Here is a 23,065-nt window from a genome sequence, read left to right on the forward strand (position 1 = left end):
GTAGCCATAATACTCTCCTTAATATTTTGGGTTCACATAGATAGCTGCAACTGGTATACCAAACTATTATCTTACTGTTTTATATGGCTTATTTTTATTTTTCTATTGTTGAGTGAGGTGCTTATTTGCAAGTCTCACACACTGTTGTGTCTTACGTCTGTAATATTTTCTTGGTCTTGATGATGCGCTGCTCAACCTCCGACATTCGGTACAGGTTGGCAGCGATAAAATTAACTTTTCAGCCCACTACCGAGGCTAAATCGTCTTTGGTGACAGGTTTGAGCAATGCACTGTTGATCCCTATGGTTGTCATCGCTTCGGAGTCCGCTTCGTGACCGCTTACAATAGTAAGAATGGCATCTGGTAGCTTTTGCTTGAGCTCACTCGCTAAGTCGTAACCGTTATAATCGGGAAGGGTAAGGTCCATAAGAATGTGATCGAAACTTTGATTTTCTGCAGCCTGTAATGCTTCAGCACCGCTGTACTGAGTAGTGACCGTATGACCTAAGTGGGAAAGAAACAATTGCAGTAACTCCGCCGCATCCTCATCGTCTTCAATCACAAGTATGTGCTTATTGGCAGGCTGATCTGAATTACCATTTGAATCAGTAGACTGGATTTTCTGCTCTGCTTGCCCAGGGTTTGCAAGCCCTCGATAAGCGGTCTCTTCCTCTGGAGCATACGGCTTGTTCATTGGCATGTCTGCAACTTGGGCTTCCACGTTGGTAAATGTTACGTGATTACCTGGCGGAAGGTATTGCGAAAGCAAGTTAGCCAGTGCAAACCGGTCAATGGGCTTTCCAATTACGTCGTTAAACCCTTCGCGAATTAACGATTCTCTTAAGCCTTTGCGGCTTGCTGCTGTCACGGCAATCACTGGGATATCCTGCCCATGTCGTCTAATCGCATGTAGGGCTTCTATGCCATTCATCACTGGCATATGAATATCCATTAAAACGAGATCGAAGGGCTGGTTGTGTTCATCCGCCTGCAAAACGGCTTCTAGTGCTTTTACGCCATTTTCAGCGTAGCTAATGTCAGCTTGAGATTGACTCACAAGGTGGCCAGTTAGGCGTCGAATTTCTCGCAAGTCATCAACAATTAATACGCGTCCAGTCACGTTTAAATTGATGCTACTAGACTCGACAGGTTGAATTTGGCCTAATTCAAGATCTACACGAGGCTGCTCGCAAACATCGCCAGGGTTTATATCAAATGTAAACGTGCTGCCTTCTCCCAAACGAGACTTAACATCAATGTCGCCGCCCAATTTAGTGACAAGCTCTTTACAAATGGCAAGTCCCAGTCCTGCTCCGCCATGATTGGCACGCATCACATCTTCTATTTGTTCGAAAGGCTGAAAAATATTGATGAGCTTATCAGGCGGCATGCCGATACCTGTATCATCTACAGAAAACCGCAGCAGTGTTTGACTCGAATCGTTTTCAGACGGCTCGTCGAGAGAGATGGTAAGCGTGATACTGCCCTTGTCGGTAAATTTCACCGCATTTGAAATTAGGTTCAATAATACCTGACGCAGGCGGGTAGGATCTGTGTGTATAAACTCTGGTATTTTTGTTTTTGAAACAACGTTAAGGCTTAGTCCTTTGTCTTTGGCATTTAAACGCATTAATGAGTGAATATCCGTCAAAAACGCGCTTAAGTTCACTTCTTTAATGTTGAGTTCAAGTTTCTCTGCCATTATCCGCGACATGTCTAGCAAATCATTGAGTAGGCTTAACAGGTGCTTGCCATTAGAGTGAATAATAGATAACTCTTGTTGAAAAGGGCTGTTTCTCGCATCGTCTAAAAGCAGTTCGGTGTAGCCAAGAATAGAGGTGAGGGGGGTGCGCAGCTCATGCCCTAAATGCGCAAGGAACTTATCTTTGGCCTTGTTCTTTTGCTCTACTTTGTTTCGCTCAATTCGCTCGTTCTCGATGTCACGGCGAACCATGGCGTATCTAATCGTGCGCATAAACCGCGGTGATTCAATTTCAGATTTTTGTAAATAGTCTGCGGCACCTGCTCGCATGACCATTTCATCCACCGTAGCATCCGACTGTCCGGTAAGTATCACCACGGGTAAATTGAATTGGTTAGATTTTAAAACACCCAGTACATCAATCGCGTTCTCAGCACCCAGTAAGTAATCTAACAAACACAGGTCGAAACTTTGTGTCTTTAGTACCTCTACTGCGTCTAAGCTATTCGTCACCCACGTCAACTCAAACGTAGGTGACTCGCACTGTGCTAGATAGTCAGAGGTTAAGAAGTAATCATCTTCATCATCCTCTACCAATAAAATTTTTATTACCTCTGACATCTAGTACCTCGTTTACCGATGCGGTATTTTTGAAATTTTATTGAGTAACATGTTTGGGTTGTCAAAAATTCAACTAACCCTTATTTGTTTACTCGTGTGGTAATTCTACGAACTCTATCCAGTAACGTCCGAGCGCGCGCATTAGTTCAACCAATCCTTCAAAGTTCACTGGTTTTGTAATGTAAGATGCGCAACCTAGATCATAACCGCGAAGCATATCTTCCTCTTCTTTAGAGGTGGTGAGAATTACCACTGGGATACTGCGAAGCTTGGGGTCGTTTTTCAGTTCTTGCAGCGCCTCTCTACCGTCTTTTCTTGGCATATTTAAATCCAGTAAAATAAGACTAGGTCGCGGTGCCGATGCAGGATCTGTATATTTACCTTCATGTCGAAGAAACTCTAATAATTCAACGCCATCTTCAACACAAAATAGATTGTTTAGAACGCGGCTCTCTTTGAGCGCGTCAACCGTAAGTAGGCGGTCGTCTTCGTCATCGTCCGCCATAAGTATATTGATAGGCTGAGTTTGTTTACGCGTCATTGTGTGCTTCTCCATTATTGTTGCTAGAACCAAACGGTTCACTATTTTTGGGTATTATTATCGAGAACGTTGCCCCTTTTCCGGGAGAACTAACTGCGGTTATTTGACCGTTGTGCCGTTCTACAATACGACGACAAACGGCAAGCCCAATCCCCGTACCTTTGTATTCACTTCTACCGTGAAGGCGTTGGAAAGGGGCAAATATTTTTTCAGCAAACGATTGCTCGAACCCTATACCGTTGTCTGATACGGTGATTTTTGTCCAGTCATATTCTTCAGCAAGCAGAATGTCTTTCGTTTCTTCTTCCGTCGCGTCCCTTGCAGATATCGTTACTTCTGGCCTCACGCCCTCGCTCTGAAATTTCAGTGCGTTAGACACTAAGTTTAAAAACAGCTGCTCTAATTGCGATTTGTCACCGCGAATAGTCGGCATATCGCTAACATGTATTTGCGCAGACTTTTCATCGATAGCGATTTCCAAATCGCCCATGATGCTATCCACTACGGTGTCTAGATTAACGTCGTCAAACTCTTTACCTCGTGTGGAAACGCGAGAAAAGGCGAGAAGATCTGAAATAAGCATGGACATCCGCTCTGCTGCATTGAGCATGCGCGCAAGATAATCTTTGCCACGTTCGTCTATCACATCGTTGTAACCCGATTCTAAGCGGTTACCAAATGCCCGAATTTTTCTTAATGGTTCTTGCAGATCGTGTGACGCCACAAAGGCAAAATCTTCCAACTCTCTATTACTTCGTGCTAATTCGTCTGAATAAACACTTAACTCTTGCGTTCTATCTGCTATCCGAGATTCTAGATCTTCGTTAACAGACTCTAGGTCAGCTTGGTATTTCTCATGCTCACGGGAATTTATTTTGAGCAACAAAAATACCGTAATAATCAGTAGCAGAGTCGTTGCAGAGGAAATGATCAGCGTATTAACAGAGTCCCTTCTTAGGCTCATTAAGTTGGCTAAATGCGTGCCTTGCATATCTCGTTCTGAACCGTCGATCTCTCTAAATAAGGTTTCAAACTGTTTGTAGAGTTTTATACCCTTATCGCTATTCACTAAAATGACAGCTTGTTGCTCTTTCCCTTCTTTATACAGCTCAACTATTTCAATGACTTCATTGATTTTAGCTTTGGTTAAAGACAAAAGTTCTTCGATGCGGATGGACTGGTCGTTAATATCTGAAGAGAAGGAGCTTACTTCTACCTCATCCATTAATTCGCCGATTACGCTTAACGTTTCGGTGTAGTCGGTAAGATATTCTTCATCGCCAGTTAACATATAGCCGCGCTGACCAGACTCCACACGAAGTACAGCAACGTGAAGGCGGTTAACTGCATTGATAACACGGTTCGTAGTGAACAGCCGCGCTTCCAGAGCAGATAGGTCATTCAATGTACTAACTACGTAAAATGAATTAGCAGTTATTACAATAATGACCAGAACAACTAAAATTATCCAACTGTATAGTGAAGACAATACTTTAGTAATCATTTACTTAATCCGAAACATTGCCACTTAACTCTGATGTCATTTCAGCAAGAGTATGGCTGCAGTCTTTAGCACTGCTTATTATTTTATCCAACGCAACCAATGCCTTTTCAGGTGGAACGTCACCGTTTAATGCCATTTTTACTAGCTCAGCTTGCATTGATATTCTGTTTAATGGTTTGCGTGCATCATGCACATAAACATTTAGTCGAGAAAGTTCTTCGCTAGTCATGCCCAATACCTCTTACTTAGTCGTCTTTACTTAAGTCACCATATGCATGAAGACGGTTGTAAAGCGTTTTTGTACTAATTCCCAGCATTTCTGCTGCGGTGGTCTTATTGCCATTCACTTTTTCCAACGTGGCATAAATTAGCTCTTTTTCCACGTCTTCAATGGTTCTACCAGCTTGAAGTGCCGGTGTCGTGCTCTGTTTTTGAGCGAAGGGTGACTCAATGGTTTTTGGTAATTCAATCTCACTCTTTTCAGGGTCGCTCATAATGGCAGCGCGATGCACAAAGTGTCTTAGTTCACGCACGTTACCGGGCCAGTCGTAGGCTTGTAACGTATCGAGTTGACTATCTTCCCACTTAAATTGCGAGCCATTATCTTTATTGAATTCTGCAATAAAGGTTTTTGCTAGTAATGGAATATCTTCCTTTCTTTCGCGTAGCGGAGGAATGGTGATTGGGAACACCGCAAGTCTGAAGTAGATGTCTTCGCGCAGTACTTTGCTTTGCGCAATCTCTTCCATTGTTCGGTTCGTGGCAGATACAACGCGGCAGCTCACCGGGATGGTCTTCGTTCCGCCCACACGAATAACAACCTTGTTTTCTAAAACGCGGAGTAAGTTGGGCTGCATATCAATGGGCATTTCTGTGATTTCGTCCAAAAAGAGCGTGCCGCCCTCAGCTTGTTCGAAAACACCTTCTTTACGTCCTACAGCGCCGGTAAATGCTCCTTTTTCGTGACCGAAAAGTTCGCTACCTATTAGTTCTTTTGAGAATGCACCACAGTTGGTTGCAATATAGGGACCTTCACTTTCTGAAGCACGATGAATTGCGGCAGCCACCACTTCTTTACCTACACCGCTTTCACCAAGCAGCATTACGTTAGCGCTGGTTTTACTCACTCTAGAAATCAGCTTGTAGAGCTCTTTCATAATTGGCGATTCACCAATCAGCAAGTCAAAATGTTTCTCTATTTTTTCTTGTGCAGGTGCTTTTTCTTTTGGCTTTTGACTTAATACGGCCTCTATTTCCTCCCGTTGAATTGGCTTAACAAGGTAGTCGACCGTGGGGCCACACAGACCCTTTATCACGCTTTTCACAGAAGGGTGACCCGTTATCAAAGTAACGCGAGGGCGCTTAGGAAGTGCATCTAATTCATTGAACAAGTGCGCGCCGCTTCCATCGGGTAGCATGAAATCAAGAAGTACATGGTCAAAGGTTTCTTTCTCTAACCAATCGCGGGCTTCTTTGAGTGTGGCAGCGGTAAGTACTTCGTGGCCAAGAAATTCGATGATAGTACAAGCTACTTCTGTGAACTCGGCGTCGTCATCAACTAAAAGTACGGTAAGCACGTGGATGTCCCTCTCTTCTTTAGTTTCCTATTCAGAAAAAATATGGAATAGAATCAATGTTATAGTTTTATCATACGCTATTAACAACTGAATGCTAAAGCACATATTTAAAGTTTATTTATACGCTGGTTTAAATCGATAAAGCGTAAGCGCATCGGAAAATATCTAAACGCTTCAAGCAATCCGGAAATCTTGAACACTTACCTTGATGCCAGAGATAGTCGGTTGCGCTACCTTCTAATCTATCAACTCTTTGCGATCAGCGGTACACATCGCGCTAAAGTACAGAATGTCTATATCTGTCTTTGTTTTATTAGGTGATTTTACTTTACTTATCAGGGGCATTTGCAAAAAGTATTCCTGTCTTCAACACACCGTCACATACAATCGATGGCATATTTTTCGCACCATTTGCCTGTCTAAAGTTACTTGCAATCTCACTATGGCAAATCGAGTAGGTGCAAGAAATGTATATTAATTAGGCGAGGAGCCTGTCTGATTAGCGCGACATTCGCTGGTAATGTGATATCAAAGGAATTGAAGATGTGGGGGAAAACAGCTGTAAGATCAATGACCTTGTATGAGTTATTGGGGAAAATGCAGCCGCGAGCAAGACAAGATACGTTTGAGTTTGCTGAGTTTTGGGACGTGATGGAGAAAAGAGGCTTTGGACCAATGTTGGCGCTGCCATCTTTTATCGCTTGCACACCGATTGGGGCCATCCCTGGGATCCCATCTTTAGCGGGTGGGACAATTTTACTCATCGCGTTGCAAATTTTACTCGGTCGTAGGCATCCTTGGTTACCGCAAAAAGTGATGCAACTAAACTGTGACGCCGATCAGCTTCGCTACATTGTCGAAAAGGTTAAACCGTATGCAGTACGCGTAGACCGCTTTTTAGTTCCTCGGTGTTTTTTCATGCGCCAGCCTGTGTTCAGATCACTCATCGCATTGTGCTGTGCAGGTTGCGGATTTGTAATGATTCCACTGGAGCTTATTCCCTTTATGGGGCTTATTCCCGCTTTTGCTGTTTTTATTATGGCAATAGGCATGGCCACAGACGACGGTGCTGTGGCGTTAGTTGGTGTTTCGTTATCGCTATTTGGCTTTATACTTGGGTTTGAACGCCTTGCAGTCGCGCTAAGTTGATGCTCTAACTACTCAGTACACGAATCGAGCATAAAATCTGACGATGGAAGGTTCATTGTTTGATATCGTAGCTCGCCAATAAAAGCACGGGCAGCTGGTCCCAACGTATCGCCGTCTTCGAAAGACAAATAAAGGAGCGCCTTACGCAACGCTGCATTATTATCGAGGGGAAGGGGAACGAGTGTACCGTCTTCTAGCTCATCTTTAATTATTGCGATAGGCAGCCACGCAAAACCCAATCCCTGAGTAATAATATCTAATGACGTTCTAACGTGGCTTACGGTCCAGCGCTGCTCTGCACCTAACCAGCCCACATCAGCTTTACGCTCCGCGGATGAATCCCTTACCACAATTTGACGATAAGCCTTTAAGTCTTCCAGTGTGAGCGTTCTATCCAATTGGTGCAATGGATGGTCGGCGTGAGCGACAGCTGCAAATTCAATTTCGCACAAGTCTTCGCTAAAGCCATTAGAAAACGCGAAAGGAGAGATGCCTAAATCAACTTTACCATTGCTCAAAAGTGAATTTGCGCCACTGAGTACAGTTTCTTCTATCTCGATACGAAGGAGCGGGAACTCAGCAGAAACTTTCGCTAGCACGTTATAAAGCAATTCAGACGGGAAAATAATATCCACCGCTATGCGTAAAGTTGTTTCTGTGCCAGATTTAAGACTATTGGCAACGGCCTCGAGCTTGTGCGCTTCGCTAAGCAAAAAAGAGGCACGGCGATACATAAGTTCACCTTGCGGCGAAAGCTGGACTTTACGTCCAATATTCTCAAACAATGACACTCCAATGGCGTTTTCAAGCTTTTGAACCGCGTGGTGAACGCTCGATTGACTTTTGTGAACTTCAGTAGCAGCTTGATTAAAGCCGCCTGCATCGACGACGGCTTTGAACATTCGCCATTGTTCTAACGTAGATTTCAGCATAAAGCGCCTTAAAACTCTTAATTAACGCTACTTATAGCATACGCGTGGTTAAGAAGTCATTTCTAGTTTGCTTGATTTATCGTGGGTACAGGGCATGTCACAACCGAAACGTTCTCATAGCCCATCTTTATAAGTTGCTCTGCAGCTAGTTTTGCTCGAACGCCCGACGCACAGTGAATATAAAGTGGCGCTGAAGCATCTTTAAACTGTTCCAGTGCCTTCATTTCGAGCACGCCGCGTGGTATGTGAAGCGCAGAAGGTACGGGCTGATTGGCAACTTCGGCACTCTCTCGTACATCAATCAATATACCGCTATTGATTCGGCACTCACTGGCCGCTTGCTCCGCAGATACAGTGCGTAAGTTCACGTCTATGTTTTCTATTCGAGTCTTCATGTCTATAAGCATATTTTTCCTTTTTGCCTAAACTTAGTTGAAATAAGTAAAATCTAATATATTGATGTCAGCGTAATAAAACAATGTAAAATACGGCGATTCGTCGCATAAATTGGCAGGTCGGCAAAATGCCTTATACTTTAGTATAGTAAATGGCTAAATTGGTGCCGAAATACTTTACAGATAGAGAGTGCTTATGTCCGAGGATATGGTAATAGGTTCAGATGATATAATGGAACACGCTGCGGAAGCCGAGATCTTCCTTAAGCAATTCGCGAATAAAACACGCCTTATGGTGCTTTGTTCGTTGCTGAAAGAGGAAAAATCGGTAACCGAACTTCTCGAAGTTGTTAGCGTCTCGCAGCCAGTGATTTCTCAGCACCTTGCTTTATTGCGAGAATCAAAGATGGTGGCCACAAGAAGGCAAGGTCAAACTATTTACTACCGCTTAGCAGACGAGCGCGTCAAGCGCTTAATTGCTTTGATGTACGAATTTTTCTGCGAATAATCTTCTTTTTGCATCCTAAGCTACAATGTCCGCCTTCAACAACGGACATTGTAAAATTCCTAACTAAAAATTACCATCAATGACACTTTTCGGTTATTAATTTCCGTTTTTGTTCAATTGCTCGCAAAGCATAGGCACATAGCCTTCTTCAGATATTTTTTCACTTTCCACTTCAGGTCTATCAACCAATTCGTCGTGACTTAAATTCACTACTACGCTGTGCGCCGCCCAGTCGATACTTTCAATATCGCTAGGTAGAAGTGCGAGATGTTTACCACCCGGAAGCCAGTTGTTGGTATCTACCACTAGCATGATTATCTTCCAGCTCTCGGTGTCAATGACGAAGTTACTGATGTGGCCCACGTTATCTGTGGTTGTAGCTACTTCATATCCACCAACTTCGCCCACTGCTCTTAGGTGGTTGGTGCTTTTTTTCGGGGTTTCAGTTTCAGACTCTTCAGCGCGTTGTAATTCGACCAGTTCATTTGGATGTGCGAACTCTCCCCATGCTCCTGGACCAATCCAATAGTATCCGTAACCAAAATATTTGAAGAGGTTTTCTTCGTATTCACGTGACACAGGCTTATGTTCGTCAATAGAGGGGCTGTTTTTCAATGTATCAACTGTCATATTGATATGAACAGACTCACTATCTTCATCTAGCTGTTTGACAGATATAGGTGATATTACCACTTTGCGGCTAAGCGGTAGCCAAGTATTGGTATCTGCGACCAAGTAGCGAACAGTGAAGGTTTCGTCGTCGAAAAGGATATCGCGGATGCCGCCCACTTTGTCATCAAGGGCATGTATAGAAAAGTGAGTAAGCTGTTTTGAACTAATGATCATCGTTGCGCCTCCTTTGCATGGGCTCGTTTTTCAGAATGAAATGCACAATTCACTGCACATCACTCTGTATTACTACTAAGTGTAGACAGTCCTTAATGTTTCTTCATTTTGTTCTTGTCTGAAGTTGATTGAGATCATTTGTTCAATAACAAAAAAGCTCGCCGGAGCGAGCTTTTTAGTAATGCTGTAGCATTATGCTACATCGAATTCTTCATCAGAGTAATCTTCATCATAGTCTGACTGGTTACTCGCACTGCTGTGAAGGGTGTAGAAGTGCTTTTTGCCCCTTGCTAATCTGACGTATTTCGCCCAGGCTTTTTCTAGGTTATTGCTAGCTTCAACTTTACCTGTAACGAATTCGACGAAATGTCTCTCATCATCACTTTCAGGCGACAACTCGCCATTTTCAAGTCCTAGCAGTGTTTTGCCGTAGTGGGTTAGAAGATCGGCTTCAGTAATACTGAAGTCACCTGATTTACGAAAACCGTATGGAAACTTCTGACGGTCAATATAAGGTTTTGCAGATTGTCGAATAGCTAAACTTTTCATGTTGTACCCAACGTAATGTTTTGTTCAGCGCACTTTTAAGATAATTAAAAACGAAGATAAAACAAAAGATTTTTCTCTTATCAATAAAAAATTTTTAACGGTATAAAATCTAACACTAAATTTTAGATTACGTTAGAAAAGTATACAGAAAGTACGAGGTGATAACCTCAAGTATGATGTGTCTAAGTTTTTGAAATTAAAGTGAAATGTAAGTATCTATTTATTGGCCCTGCAACGGGTATCGCTATTACACGAGCGTAAATGAGTTGGACGTTAAAAGTCTATGAAAATCACTGATGAGAATAATCAAAAATTCTTGTCGCTACGATGATTAAAATTCGTTTTCTATTTTGTCACTTAAGATAATAATTGAAGTGTGTTAACAACCCAGAGAAGTCAATGAGTAAAGACTATCGTTACCAGCGTGATGAATGGGACTCGGTAGAAGAGGAAGATTTTCACGCTAAAAAGCCAAGTTCCAAACGTCAAAGTACTGTAAAGGAAAAGCAGAAGCGTGACCTGCAACGCCGTGACAAACAGCGTCGCCTGCACCAAGAAGAGTATTAATTCAGCGAGTTGGTGAAATTTTAATAAAGCGTACCGTTTATAGCGGTGCGCTTCTGTGCTTTTGTGTTTACTTGCCGTACTATCTGTGTCAATTTAGACCCACTTTGATTCGGTTGTACAATAAGCATGGATATACGCTTTCTCACCACCTTTATAGAGGTGGCAAAAACTCGTCACTTTGGTAAAGCGGCTGAAAACCTTTACCTTACTCAATCTGCAGTCAGTGCACGCATAAAGCTACTTGAAGAGTATTTTCATACCACGCTTTTTATTAGGCAACGCAACAGTATACAGCTCACTCAATCTGGTGAGAAACTTCTGCCTTACGCTAGGCAATTATGCGCAACGCTAAACGAAGCAAAACAAGAGCTCCAAATTCAATCCTCTGAATATGTTGTTTGCGGCGCAACACAGCTTGCGAGCGAGCTGTTATTGCCTCAGATGCTCAGTCACCTACACAACTCGTTTCCCGATTGGTCAGTAAAGGCTGAAGTTCTTACGTTAGATACCCTTTCGCGACAATTGCACGAAAGGGTGACGGACTTATCATTCTCCACGGAACCGTTGAAATCTGAAGAAGTAAATAGTGATGTATTGCTAGAGCAGGATTTGGCGCTATATAGAATTGGACAAGCGTCTGAGACTATTGATGCAGCAGATTTTGTGGCTATTGATTGGGGAACTAAGGCAAGAGACTGGTTGCTTACTGCTTACCCTCAACTTCGCGATGCAAAGCTAAGAACCAATTCGTTGAATCTTGCGCTCAACAATTTACAGAGCGAAGGTGGTATTGCCGTATTACCGACCAACGTTGAGAGTCAGTTACCCGGTAGTGTGAAAGTGACCAGAATTGAAATGTTAGAAAACGTATCGTTTAAGGTGTATATGCACAGCATGAAGCAAGTCAGACGAGTGGGTCTAGCAGAGATAATAGAAAGCGTGTCTAAAGCGTGTTAACCGCTGCCATTAAATTTACCCACTGTGCCTAATTTAAAGGCATGTGAGTCGCAGAATTAAAGAGAGAAACTTATGTCACAATTACATCCTTTATTGGAAAAAAATGCATTTCAACGACTAGAAGCAAGCCTTGCAACAATTAAAGCGGAAGAGAAACTCTTCATTCTTAAAGATGAGCACGGCTGTGTAATGCTAACTACTGATGAAGAAGATGGTGTTCCGGTTTGGCCTGATGCTGAGTTAGCACTCTTGTGGGCAACCGAAGACTGGGCACACTGTGAAGCGATGGAATTAAGCACCGAAGAGTTTTTGACTAAGTGGGTGCCGGGCATGACGCAAGATGAATTAATGGTCATTGTATGTCCTGTACCTGCTGAAGAAGGAGAGGTGATTACGCCAGAAGAGTTCGCTGACAACCTTTAAGATGTGATCTCAAGGGGAAGACAAAGGGTAATTATCCACTAAGCAAATGGGCATAAAAACGTTAGTTGGGTACAACGTATCTGGCGTTTATTATGCCCTTAATTAGTAACCCAAGGAGGCGTTATGTTTACTGAGCAACCCACAATGAATAGTCTATTTAGCCAACTCGGTTTAGGAAGTTCAGATGAAGAAATTGCTGAATTTTTTGAAACACATCGAGGGCTGAATAAGAGCCAACATCTTCATGAAGCGCCTTATTGGAATGAAAGTCAGTCTGCATTTTTGAAAGATGCCATTGTTGAAGACGCTGCGTGGGCCGAAGTGATAGACCAACTTAATGCTGAATTGCACGAATGATGACTCTGCGCTCAAAGATTTTAACGTCAAACTAATATTCAATGCTCTGAGAGAAGGTAATAGCCGTTTTGTTGCACCCATCTTCTGATGATTTGTGGTTTCTTCCGTTAGGCGGAACGGGCGAAATTGGGATGAACCTCAATTTGTATGGTCACGATGGTCAATGGTTAATGGTTGACTGTGGTGTTTCCTTTGATGAGCCTCTCACACCTGCCTACAAAGGCGTCAGCCAAGCGTCTAACCAGAATACGTTCAAAGCCACTACGCATCGCGTTGTGGCTCCGGACCCCTCATTTATTGCTAAACAAAAAGAAGCACTGGCTGGCATTGTCATTACCCACGCCCATGAAGATCATGTAGGCGCAATTCCTTACCTTTGGGAACGTTTCCAAAAGCCAATTTATACTACGTCTTTTACCGCCGAAGTGTTAAGGCGAAAGCTTGCAAGAAGTAAATTGGCTAACCGAATTGCCATTATTGAAGTCGACGCAGGCGATACTAAGAAAATTGGGTCTTTTAGCGTTAACTGGCTTGCCATTACTCATTCTCTTCCAGAACCCTTCGCACTAAAAATCAATACACCAGTAGGCACAGTATTGCATACAGCAGACTGGAAAATTGATGCTAACCCCATAACAGGTTTACCTTTTGACGTTAGCCTTTACAAGCGACTAGGCAGTGAGAATATTCTTGCCATGGTTGGAGACTCTACCAATGCAACAAAACCGGGCTTTTCAATTTCTGAGAGAAATTGTTACGACGGCCTATTAAGCACTATCGCGCCGTTAAAGGGGAGAGCGGTGGTAGGTTGCTTTGGTAGCAATATAGCACGGCTAATTTCGCTGGCTAAAGTCGCCAAGAAAACTAAGCGCTACATGGCGCTGTACGGTCGTTCGTTAATGAACATGTACGGCATTGCCAAGCAACAGGGCATTTGGCCGGACGATTTGCCTGTGTCCGATCCCCAGCATTTAGGTTATCTTCCCCCCCATGAAGTTTTAGCCGTAGCGACAGGCAGCCAGGGCGAGAAAAATACCGCACTGGCGCGTTTTGCAAAAGACACTCACCCTTACCTTAGCTTAGACAAAGGGGATACTGTGCTATTTTCTTCGATAGTTATTCCCGGAAATGAAGAGAGTGTAGACCGATTAAGTAAAGCGCTGCAGGCAAAGGGAGTAACGGTTATTCACAGTGAAGATAGCACGCTGCCAATTCATGCCAGCGGTCACCCCTGTGAAGAAGAATTAAAGCTCATGTATCATTGGGTTAAACCGAACATTGCTATTCCGGTTCACGGGGAGCATCAACACCTTCAAGCACATGCAAATATTGCTAAAGCGTGCGGTATTAAAAAGACCTATGTAGGGCAGAACGGTGATTTGTACAGGCTAGCGCCACAGCCAAGCATTCGCAGACAGGTTGTTCCAGTTGGTCGCATTCCTGTACAGCAAGCGTAAAATAAAAATATTGAAATAGCCCTAAGTGTATTTAGTCGGACGCGCCTTTTGCTTTTGTTCATATTGTACGCTTTAGAAAAATTAATTTTTATTTATCAATGCGATAGATGTGTCCTTTACGTTTTTTAAAACCTCATTTTAGAAGCTGCCCAAGTTTAAAACATTCTGTTACACTTGGGCTTATAATAAAAATTTAAAACGTGCGATCCATTTTTGATGAGATATTTCAACTATTTTTTACTGCTGTTTTTAGTTGTAAGCCTACAAGCGGTGGCCTCGCCGCGACTGTCTAATCCCGTCTTTCAGTCTTTATCGACCAAAAATGGCCTTCCGCAAGATATCGTCAACGACATTGTTATAAACGAAGATGGCTTTGTGTGGATAGCCACAGAAGGTGGTTTGGTTCGTTGGGATGGAGTTAGAACTAAACGAATAGCAGGTCCAGACAATTCTCTTATCGACTCATCCATTTATCGACTTGCCCTTCAAGGTACTGAAGCGTTGTGGTTTAGCGTGTACGGCAGAGGGGTTTATTATCTCGATTTGGCCACTCAAGATGTGGTGCAATTAGAGCCAACGTACTACCACGACTTTGAAGGTTTTGTGCAACATGCAGAAACCTTTCATTGGCAAGATGACACGCACCTTATCATTGCACTGGCAGAAGAAGTGCATAAATTTAACACGCAAACTAAAACCCTTGAGCGAATAGCAAAGCTCCCTGAGCCGCTGTTGGGTAACAGCCAAAGCATCCGGGCGGCAATCACCGTTGAAGACACCTTACTGGTAGCCACTACATCGGGGGTGTACGTCAAAAATATCAACAATTTAGAACAGTCTTTACGTCGACTTGATTACCTGGGTGATATTCCCGAAAACCTCGATAACGCCAATGCAAAGTTTCTACTTTTAGACGATAAGGACAGGGTGTGGATTTCAACGGTTTCGGGCGTATTTGTTGCTCAGAAACAAGACTTTCTCAAGCAGGTACAGGGCGAAAAAGAACATGTCTTTACACAGGTTCTATCTGACAGAAACGTGTGGACGTTGGTTCAGTACAAAGACGACGCTTTTTGGATGGGCACTAATAAAGGGCTATATCAGCTGAGTAAAAAAGCAGGTGGTTGGGAATACGAACACATCTTAGAACCGCATAACGGTTTCACCGAAATTTCAAACAAAAAAATTATCGCCATTGCCAAAGATGAATCTGACAACCTCTGGTTAAGTTCAGTCTATGCTGGTGCACTGTATTTCGGTGTGAAAAGTGCGGATATTTTTGCTATCCAGAATGAACGAGCCGGTGAGGCTAGCGTTTTGACTAGCCATGTGGTGTGGTCGTTTGCCGAGACTGAACCTAATAAAATATGGATAGGTACAGAAAACGGGCTTAATCACTATGATTTCACGACAAAAAAGTCTGAGAAGTATCTGTATTCAAAAAGTCAAAGAGCGATTATCGGCGAAGGCGCCGTAAACAAAATTGTTCCAACGCAAAGTGGCGAATTGTTTCTCAATACGTACAACGGAATACGGTTGTTTGATATGGAAACAGGGGAGGCTAACCGGCCAGAGGTATTAAAAGGTGGCGATGACACCGTATTTGATGCGTATGGCGCGGGAATGATGCTTTCAGATAAAGGAGATTTGTACTTTATTGGCAACGAAGGTTTTTTAAAGTATGACGTGGACAAAAAAGAAATTTCTTCTTTAGAGCTGGATCCTCGTGTTTTTGACATAAATTTTTCATTGGGTTTCTTGGGGCAGTCTCATTACCACAATGATCGATTATTTTTTGCTACCGAAGGTGGTTTGTGGTTAATCGACCCAGAGACGTTTCAGCATGAATTGGTCTATCGATTCTCAGAGCTACAGCGTGGCCGAGATCGCTCCATATCGTCGTGGGTTATCGACGATATGGGAGTGCTGTGGCTTGCATACAGTGGCGTAGGGTTGGTTGGTATAGACGCAGACACGTTTGAGCCGTTGTACAACCTAAATGAATCGAATATTTTATTATCAAACATTGTTTACGGGCTGCAAAAAGACGAAGCAGGCAATATCTGGTTTAGTTCGCACAAAGGGTTACACAATTACAATCCGTCTACCGGCCAAATCAAGAACTTTATTTACGGACGCGAGCTAAGTGTTTCTGAGTTTAACCAGGGGGCTTCGCTTAAGCTTAAGGACGGTCGACTGGCTTACGGTTCGACGAGCGGCGCTGTGGTTTTCTCTGCATCGCAATTGGAAAGCTTGGAAGTTGGAAGAAGTTTGCTGAGTAAGCAAACTGCTATAACGGAAGTTGCCGTAGATAATAGGGTGCTTAATCAGCCGCTTAAAAACCTAAGTGGACATCATTTCGATCTCGATTACGAAGATTATGGGTTAACAATCCATTTTTCGTCATTAGCGATGTCAGGCATAGGAAAAGTAAAGTACTACTACAAGCTGTTGAACGGTGATCGCGTCGTTACAGAAGGCGTGACTGACGATGCAAAAATAACCTTTACCAACATAGAACCGGGTGACTACGTTTTTTCTGTTGCCCCCACGCCAGGTAGTTTCGACTATAACGTGCTACCGGCTGAAATTACGCTTTATATGCCACATGCGCCTCTGCGTTCACCGCTTGCATATACTATTTACGCAGCGCTCATCGTAAGTTTATTCGTAGCATATTTACTCTCTCGTCAACGCCAACTGTTTAGACTACAAAAAGCTCAGCAGCAGGTAACGCTATTCAGTGACGCTTTTAGACAAACTCGAGACTGGGTTTTAATTTTTGATAAAGAAAAGCGTTTAGTTGCCGCGAACCCAGCTTTTGAACAGGTGTTCGGCTTTAATAATAAAGAGCCGTTACCCAAGCAGTTGGCACGACTTTATTTGCGTTACCCAACGTTGAATAGACACCTGTCTGGCAAATTACCTGATATGCAGGGAGGGGATTTTTGGAAAGACGAGGCCGTGATCGATGGTGCTGATGGCAAGCGCTACGACGTGCTTATTGATATAACAGCGGTAAGTGGGGAAAGTAATACTGCAGAGCATTACCTGATTGTTATTTCCGACATCACAGAACAAAAAAATGCTGAGCGCAAACTTCTGAAAATCGCGACCTACGACAGCTTAACAGGCTTGGTCAACAGAACATTGCTGCTAGACAGACTGGAGCACGCTATTGGGCTTGCCCGTCATCATGAGCATCGTGTGGCGGTGATGTTTGTTGACTTGGATAGATTTAAAGGCATTAACGACTCACTTGGGCATGATTACGGTGACAAACTGCTGCGCATTGTAGCCAACCGAATGCGAAACCTTGTGGCTGAGTCGGGCACCGTTGCGCGATTGGGCGGCGATGAATTCGTTATTGTTGTTGAGGAAGTTAATGCCAGTGACGACTTGAGCTCATTCGTGGCACAAATCATTGAATCGGTAGAAACGCCTATATCGTTAGCAGAGGAAGTGCTTCGTGTCTCGTGCAGTATTGGTGTGGCGTTTTATCCCGAAGACGCCTCTGAGCCTGCTGAGCTTATCAAGCAGGCTGATGTGGCTATGTATACGGCGAAGAAGGACGCATTAAGCGGCTTTACCTACTTTACGACAGACATGAATGAACGTGCCAAAACGCGTTTACAGCTTGAGAATAAAGTAAAGCGGGCCTATTCAGATGACTGTTTCTTCAATCACTACCAGCCAATTATAGATGCCAGAACCAATACCACTATTGGGGTTGAGTTACTGCTGCGAGGAAAACTGGATAACGAGCCTCTTTTCCCCGATCAGTTCATTCCGGTACTTGAAGAATTGAAGTACATAATAGAAGTTACACGACAGGCAATGCGAAGAGCGGCAGAGGATTTGTCGTCCTGGTATAGCCAGGGCTTCACGGGGTTTGTTTCTATTAACCTATCTGCACTTCACTTCAAAACCGAATTCGACTTAACCGGTGTGCTAACCCTGCTTGATGAGTTCAACCTACCCAAAGAAGCGTTTCGATTCGAGATTACCGAAGGCGTATTGATGGATGACAGTGATAATGCGTTAAGACAGATTAATCGGTTTGTGAAAGAAGGCTTTGTATTAGCCCTTGACGATTTTGGTACAGGTTACTCGTCTTTAAGCTATTTAAAGCGTTATCCGTTGTCGGTATTAAAAATCGACAAGAGCTTCGTTAACGAAATGGCGCCGGGTAATGCAAACGAAGCGCTGGTAACAACAACCATTACGTTAGCGAATAACTTGAATATGAGTTGTGTTGCGGAAGGCGTTGAAACAAAAGCGCAAGCGGAAGAATTGATTGGAAAAGCGTGTTATTTCCACCAGGGCTATTTCTACGCCAAGCCTTGTACCGCCGAGGAAGTTGCACCGCTGTTATTTAAAGCGTGGTAAAACGTCGATATTTACCACGTTTTTCTAACAGATAAGACCATAAAGATTCAAAAGCCAAATCTATAAGAAAACTAAATTTAGCCTCTAAAGCCTTGTTATTCGTCGCATAGAATGTAAACGCTTGTTTAAAAAGCTTGTTTTTCAATAAAAAATAGGGCTTATTAGAAGTCTGTGAAATCATTGTAAAAATGAGCTACATTATAACAACATATGAGTGACTTATGCCGCTAGACATGACAGCAAACGCAAATACCACGGAAGTAATAACATCGCCATTAAGTATGTTGTACCACTGGGAACAAAGCCGTGGGAACGACGTATTTCTTACGCAGCCTATTAACGGTGAATATCACGACTACACATGGAAACAAGTCGCCGAACAAGCCAGAAAAGTGGCAGCACGGTTACGTGAATTCGATTTCCCGCAAGGCAGCCGTATAGGTATCTTTTCAAAAAACTGTGCTGAGTGGTTTATCGCTGATCTGGGCATTATGATGGCAGGTCACGTGTCGGTACCTATTTTCTCAACAGCCGGTCCAGACACGGTCCAGTATGTATTGAAACATGCTGACGTACAGCTATTATTCGTTGGAAAACTAGATAATACTGCAGAACAAGTTGCCTCTATTCCTTCAGAATATTTAACGGTTGCCTTTCCTTATCCAAACATTGCTACTAAGCTGCAGTGGAAAGCGTTTATGGATATCGCGCCCATAACAGACTCGCCTGTACCTAATATGGATGATTTGATGACAATCATTTATACGTCTGGCAGTACCGGTCAGCCTAAAGGGGTGGTGCACAGTTACAATACGGCTTGTTGGGCAGCGCGTCGCTCGCTCGATCAGTTGGGTATTAACCAAAACGATCGCACAATGAGCTACTTACCACTTGCGCATATTACAGAGCGTGTACTGGTCGAGCTTTCAAGCTACTACAGTGGTGGCAAAATTCACTTTGTAGAAGATTTAACTACCTTCCAACGGGATGTAGGTCACTGTCAGCCAACGCTATTTATTTCGGTACCGCGTTTATGGACAAAGTTTCAGATGGGCGTGTTAGCGAAAATGCCGCAGAAGAAACTGGATACGCTGCTTAAAATTCCAATTTTGAACAAAATTGTTGCGAAGAAAATTCGCGATGGCTTGGGCATTAATAACGCACGTTTGTGGGCAAGCGGTTCGGCGCCACTTGCACCAGCAGTCATTGAATGGTTCGCGAAAATTGGTATCTACATTTCTGAGGGGTGGGGAATGACCGAGAACAGTGCTTATGGCACCGGCAGTGTACCTTTCCGTCATGATAAAATCGGCTGTATCGGCAAGCCATACGACGGCGTAGACATCCGCACGTCAGAAGAAGGTGAGATTCAAGTTAAGTCGCCGTGCAATATGCTGGAATACTACTTGGAACCACAAAAGACGGCTGAAGTCTTTACTGAGGATGGTTATCTGCGCACTGGCGATAAAGGGGTCATTGATGCTGATGGCTACGTTAAAATTACTGGTCGTTTAAAAGACATCTTTAAAACCGCGAAGGGTAAGTATGTTACGCCAGCGCCGATTGAAGCAAAATTCATGGAAAACCCTATTGTAGAGCAAGTGTGTGTAACGGGGACTAATTTGCCTCAACCTGTGGCTTTGCTAGTGCTTAGTGAAGAAGCGCAGAAAAAAGACAAAGCGGGCATTGAAGCAAGCCTTAAGAAAACATTCGAAGCTATCAACGCAAAACTGGAAAGCCATCAAGTTATGGATCGCGTTATCATTATGAAAAACGAATGGAGCATCGAAAACGACTTGCTGACTCCGACGCTTAAAGTAAAGCGTCATGTTTTAGAAGACCGCTTTGTTGATATTATCCAAGGTAGCTATAGCGACAAATTAGTTTGGGTTGACGCGTAAAATCGTCGTTGAGTCCTTTGCTTTGGCAATAATTAAAAAAGCTCTGTCTATGACAGAGCTTTTTGTTATCGGAAGGAGACGCAATAAGCGTTGAAACTGTGTTGGGCTATAAGTACTACAGCGACGCTACATCGCGTCAAACGAAACGCAATGGTCGCTTTAAGAAGGGTAGCGAGAGCGTAACCCTTCATACACTAAGTCGCTAAACTCTGGCTTCGTTAAATCTAGGGCATCCATTACTTCTACCAGGTGCTCGTTGTCTTCACGACCTTCCCACACTTTTACGTAAGTGCCTTCTTTATAGCCGTTATCTTGGCGGAAAAAATTGAGCACATTTTTACCTACGTACTGACGATACAGTTCGTCAGCTGACATTTCACACTGGCTTACGATGAACATGAATAGTGGCACGCTAAAGCGTTTAGCGGCGCAAAGGCCCGTCATGAGCTCTAAATTATCAAGAAGCGACAAATTTGACGCGTCATAGTCTTTGCCATCAAAAGTCACTAAGGTGTTGCCACTTGCTAATTCAGAAGCAATACTTTTTGCAGATTCAGCGATATCGCCTTTATATTCAATAATGCAGGCACTTAGTGCAAAGTGCCAGATATCCACCAATTCCATTTGAAGCTGTGGCAAGTCTTTTTGCTGTGCTTTCCACCATTTCCAGCCGTGATGCTCAATTGCTTCAACTGACTCTACCATTGCTGCACGTAAGTATCCGTAACCAGCATTTAGCCAGTCTGGGTTTACTTTGGCGTTCATTTTATCCTGAAGAGAAAGCATAGTGGCGAGTTGTTGCGCGGTTAACATTGTTGCTCCTGACCGTGAAATTGTGTTGCGTTTCGTAAAGGCGAAATTGTACTTGAATGACGCTTCGGGAGAAACTGCTAAATTTACGACGGCGAGAGTAAAGCGCTTTCTTTAATGTCTGCTTGCTTGTGGTGCACTTGCACCACGGTAAAACCATGACTTATTGGTCATGTTTTCTGTTTTTGTTTAAGTTGTTGATATTTAAGGTTTAAAAAGTTGGCATTCAACCTGCAAAACATAAATCGTTAACAGTGCTGCTCAGTAGCGCTAACGTGAATGAGTGCCAGGCAACGCTTATTCACGTTGTTACTGAGTAGACCGTAAACCTTACCCATACAGATTTTTCGTGTCCTGAGGTCTGTGTGGGTTTTTTTTGTCTGAAAATCGCCCACACACGCTTCTTTGTACTCATTTACTGCGCCAGATCTCTCTATTACTTCGCTAAGAACTCTCCGGATATTGTTTTCGCCATGCCCCCCCAATATTTGTTTTATTATCATAAGACATTTGCTTATCTAAATTTTGGAGAAATAACTTAACTACTGAGCACAATGCGATACACTAAATTATAAGGTCGACGATACCTGTACAGTCTTTGCACAGTATCTAAAAGCACGTTCTACAAAGGATTTTTCGATTGCTTGCGCTATATCCCTCTAATAAATTAGAACACTTAAGTTTTCTTCTCACCACGCTTTTACGTCAGCAGCCCATGGGTGTGTTTACACCAGAAACCATCTTGGTTGAAAGCCCGGGTATGCAGCACTGGGTCAGTATGCAGCTTGCCACTGAACACGGCGTGGCAATGAATATTGATTATCCTTTACCAGTGCGCTTTATGTGGAATACAGCACGTACTGTATTAGGACAAGACAAAGTACCCAAGCAATCTCCCTATCGTCGTGAAGTACTGACATGGCGTATCGACAATATTCTCCAAGATAGCTCGCTAATGAGTACAGAAGCTTTTGAGCAAGTTAACCGGTATTGGCAGAGCGCCGGTAGTGAACAAGAGCAAGGGTTACAGCGCCTTCAGCTAGCTACCGCTCTGGCCGACGTGTACGAGCAATACTTGTTGTACCGCCCAGACTGGTTGTTTAAATGGGAAGCGAACGAACGCGCTGTATTTGATGACATGGAGATATGGCAAAGCGAAATTTGGCGCATATTGGTCAAAGAGCAACCGCTGCATCCTGCACGTTTGCATCAAATGACCTTAGAGGCGTTGGAAGCTGGCCATTTACCAAATGGTCCAGCGAATAAGTTGCCTACTCGTGTGATAGTGTTTGCCATTAACACTATGGCCCCGCAGCTGATCGCGTTTTTTGACGCCCTCGCGCAGCACATCGATATTCATATATTTCACTTAAATCCAAGCGTTAATTATTGGGGTGAAGCGAAAAGCAGTAGCGAACAGGCGAAATTATTGCGTTTAGAAGGCCTTAAAAAATGGATGGAAGAAGATCAGTCAAACCCGCTGCTTGGAAACTTAGGTAAGCAGGGTAGAGAGCTATTCAACTTACTCACCGAACTGGATACCTTTGAGATTAGAGCGTTTGATTCACCAGATTTTGAAGAGGCTTCTACCAGTGGTGAGAACGTTCACCGTTATGGTCTACTCGAATATATTCACAACGATATCTTGCAGGCTGCTCAACCTAAGCCACTTACTCTTGATTTAAAAGAAAAAGACGATAGCGTTACTATCATGTGCACCCATTCCGCACTTCGCGAAGTGCAAGTGTTACACGACCACCTACTACATTGGTTATCTCAAGATAAAACGCGCACCCCATCAGATATTCTTGTGATGTGCCCCGCCATCGAAAACTACGCGCCATTTGTTGATGCTGTATTTCACAGAGTAGGTACTAAGG

20 protein-coding genes are annotated in these 23,065 nt (G+C 43.4%); 10 read left to right on the forward strand and 10 right to left on the reverse strand.

What is annotated here, in order from left to right; genetic code table 11:
• Positions 1-238: 238 nt before the first annotated feature.
• The 5 genes from QVA83_RS22020 to QVA83_RS22040 form a co-directional block, all read right to left on the reverse strand.
• Positions 239-2,323 carry a response regulator gene (locus QVA83_RS22020; protein WP_014949824.1) on the reverse strand — a complete coding sequence of 695 codons (2,085 nt, stop codon included), beginning with the start codon at positions 2,321-2,323 and terminating at the stop codon, positions 239-241.
• An 88-nt stretch (positions 2,324-2,411) separates the two neighbouring features.
• Positions 2,412-2,864 carry a response regulator gene (locus tag QVA83_RS22025; RefSeq protein WP_014949823.1) on the reverse strand — a complete coding sequence of 151 codons (453 nt, stop codon included), beginning with the start codon at positions 2,862-2,864 and terminating at the stop codon, positions 2,412-2,414.
• Entirely contained in the window at positions 2,854-4,368 is a 1,515-nt protein-coding gene (locus QVA83_RS22030; RefSeq protein WP_156078494.1) for a sensor histidine kinase, read from the reverse strand. The genes QVA83_RS22025 and QVA83_RS22030 overlap by 11 nt, the downstream gene beginning before the upstream one ends.
• A 4-nt stretch (positions 4,369-4,372) precedes the next feature.
• A complete protein-coding gene (locus QVA83_RS22035; protein WP_049587624.1) occupies positions 4,373-4,597 on the reverse strand; it encodes a hypothetical protein in 225 nt (74 codons plus the stop codon).
• Positions 4,598-4,613: 16 nt separating this feature from the next.
• Positions 4,614-5,945, reverse strand: coding sequence for a sigma-54-dependent transcriptional regulator (locus QVA83_RS22040; protein ID WP_014949820.1), 1,332 nt, complete (start codon positions 5,943-5,945; stop codon positions 4,614-4,616).
• 543 nt (positions 5,946-6,488) lie between these two features.
• Between QVA83_RS22040 and QVA83_RS22045 the strand changes: the two genes are divergently transcribed.
• Entirely contained in the window at positions 6,489-7,094 is a 606-nt protein-coding gene (locus tag QVA83_RS22045; protein ID WP_156078493.1) for an exopolysaccharide biosynthesis protein, read from the forward strand.
• Positions 7,095-7,102: 8 nt separating this feature from the next.
• Here QVA83_RS22045 and QVA83_RS22050 read toward each other — a convergent pair whose 3' ends face one another.
• Together QVA83_RS22050 and QVA83_RS22055 are read right to left on the reverse strand one after the other, a co-directional pair.
• Positions 7,103-8,026 (reverse strand): LysR family transcriptional regulator, encoded by a 924-nt coding sequence (locus QVA83_RS22050; RefSeq protein WP_049587627.1) that lies wholly within the window; start codon positions 8,024-8,026, stop codon positions 7,103-7,105.
• 62 nt (positions 8,027-8,088) lie between these two features.
• Positions 8,089-8,433 carry a rhodanese-like domain-containing protein gene (locus QVA83_RS22055; protein WP_049587629.1) on the reverse strand — a complete coding sequence of 115 codons (345 nt, stop codon included), beginning with the start codon at positions 8,431-8,433 and terminating at the stop codon, positions 8,089-8,091.
• Between the two features lie 184 nt (positions 8,434-8,617).
• Between QVA83_RS22055 and QVA83_RS22060 the strand changes: the two genes are divergently transcribed.
• On the forward strand, positions 8,618-8,929 hold the full coding sequence (locus QVA83_RS22060; protein ID WP_053103822.1) for an ArsR/SmtB family transcription factor: 312 nt from the start codon (positions 8,618-8,620) through the stop codon (positions 8,927-8,929).
• A 96-nt stretch (positions 8,930-9,025) separates the two neighbouring features.
• Here QVA83_RS22060 and QVA83_RS22065 read toward each other — a convergent pair whose 3' ends face one another.
• Together QVA83_RS22065 and QVA83_RS22070 are read right to left on the reverse strand one after the other, a co-directional pair.
• On the reverse strand, positions 9,026-9,775 hold the full coding sequence (locus tag QVA83_RS22065) for a PRC-barrel domain-containing protein (protein WP_049587631.1): 750 nt from the start codon (positions 9,773-9,775) through the stop codon (positions 9,026-9,028).
• Between the two features lie 192 nt (positions 9,776-9,967).
• Entirely contained in the window at positions 9,968-10,324 is a 357-nt protein-coding gene (locus QVA83_RS22070) for a MaoP family protein (RefSeq protein WP_049587633.1), read from the reverse strand.
• Positions 10,325-10,723: 399 nt separating this feature from the next.
• Here QVA83_RS22070 and QVA83_RS22075 point away from each other — a divergent pair, with 399 nt between their 5' ends.
• From QVA83_RS22075 to QVA83_RS22105, 7 genes are all read left to right on the forward strand, one after another.
• Positions 10,724-10,891 carry a hypothetical protein gene (locus QVA83_RS22075; protein WP_168463489.1) on the forward strand — a complete coding sequence of 56 codons (168 nt, stop codon included), beginning with the start codon at positions 10,724-10,726 and terminating at the stop codon, positions 10,889-10,891.
• 126 nt (positions 10,892-11,017) lie between these two features.
• Positions 11,018-11,848 (forward strand): LysR family transcriptional regulator, encoded by an 831-nt coding sequence (locus QVA83_RS22080; protein WP_049587635.1) that lies wholly within the window; start codon positions 11,018-11,020, stop codon positions 11,846-11,848.
• Between the two features lie 72 nt (positions 11,849-11,920).
• Entirely contained in the window at positions 11,921-12,271 is a 351-nt protein-coding gene (locus tag QVA83_RS22085; protein WP_156078492.1) for a DUF2750 domain-containing protein, read from the forward strand.
• 123 nt (positions 12,272-12,394) lie between these two features.
• Positions 12,395-12,628: a DUF2789 domain-containing protein gene (locus QVA83_RS22090; protein WP_014949810.1), complete on the forward strand. Its 234-nt coding sequence runs from the start codon at positions 12,395-12,397 to the stop codon at positions 12,626-12,628.
• Between the two features lie 68 nt (positions 12,629-12,696).
• Positions 12,697-14,085, forward strand: coding sequence for a ribonuclease J (locus QVA83_RS22095; RefSeq protein WP_156078491.1), 1,389 nt, complete (start codon positions 12,697-12,699; stop codon positions 14,083-14,085).
• A 216-nt stretch (positions 14,086-14,301) separates the two neighbouring features.
• Positions 14,302-18,474 (forward strand): EAL domain-containing protein, encoded by a 4,173-nt coding sequence (locus tag QVA83_RS22100; RefSeq protein WP_156079120.1) that lies wholly within the window; start codon positions 14,302-14,304, stop codon positions 18,472-18,474.
• 221 nt (positions 18,475-18,695) lie between these two features.
• Positions 18,696-20,375, forward strand: coding sequence for an AMP-binding protein (locus QVA83_RS22105; protein ID WP_287498969.1), 1,680 nt, complete (start codon positions 18,696-18,698; stop codon positions 20,373-20,375).
• Between the two features lie 159 nt (positions 20,376-20,534).
• On the opposite strand, the gene QVA83_RS22110 is transcribed toward QVA83_RS22105, so the two are convergent.
• Positions 20,535-21,188 (reverse strand): dUTP diphosphatase, encoded by a 654-nt coding sequence (locus tag QVA83_RS22110; RefSeq protein WP_069944491.1) that lies wholly within the window; start codon positions 21,186-21,188, stop codon positions 20,535-20,537.
• A gap of 637 nt (positions 21,189-21,825) precedes the next feature.
• Between QVA83_RS22110 and QVA83_RS22115 the strand changes: the two genes are divergently transcribed.
• Positions 21,826-23,065 (forward strand): exodeoxyribonuclease V subunit gamma (locus QVA83_RS22115; RefSeq protein WP_287498970.1); only part of this gene is annotated, 1,240 nt, incomplete at its 3' end.

This window comes from Alteromonas sp. AO-Serp (assembly GCF_017849675.1).
In the GTDB taxonomy this organism is placed as follows: Bacteria; Pseudomonadota; Gammaproteobacteria; order Enterobacterales; family Alteromonadaceae; genus Alteromonas; species Alteromonas macleodii.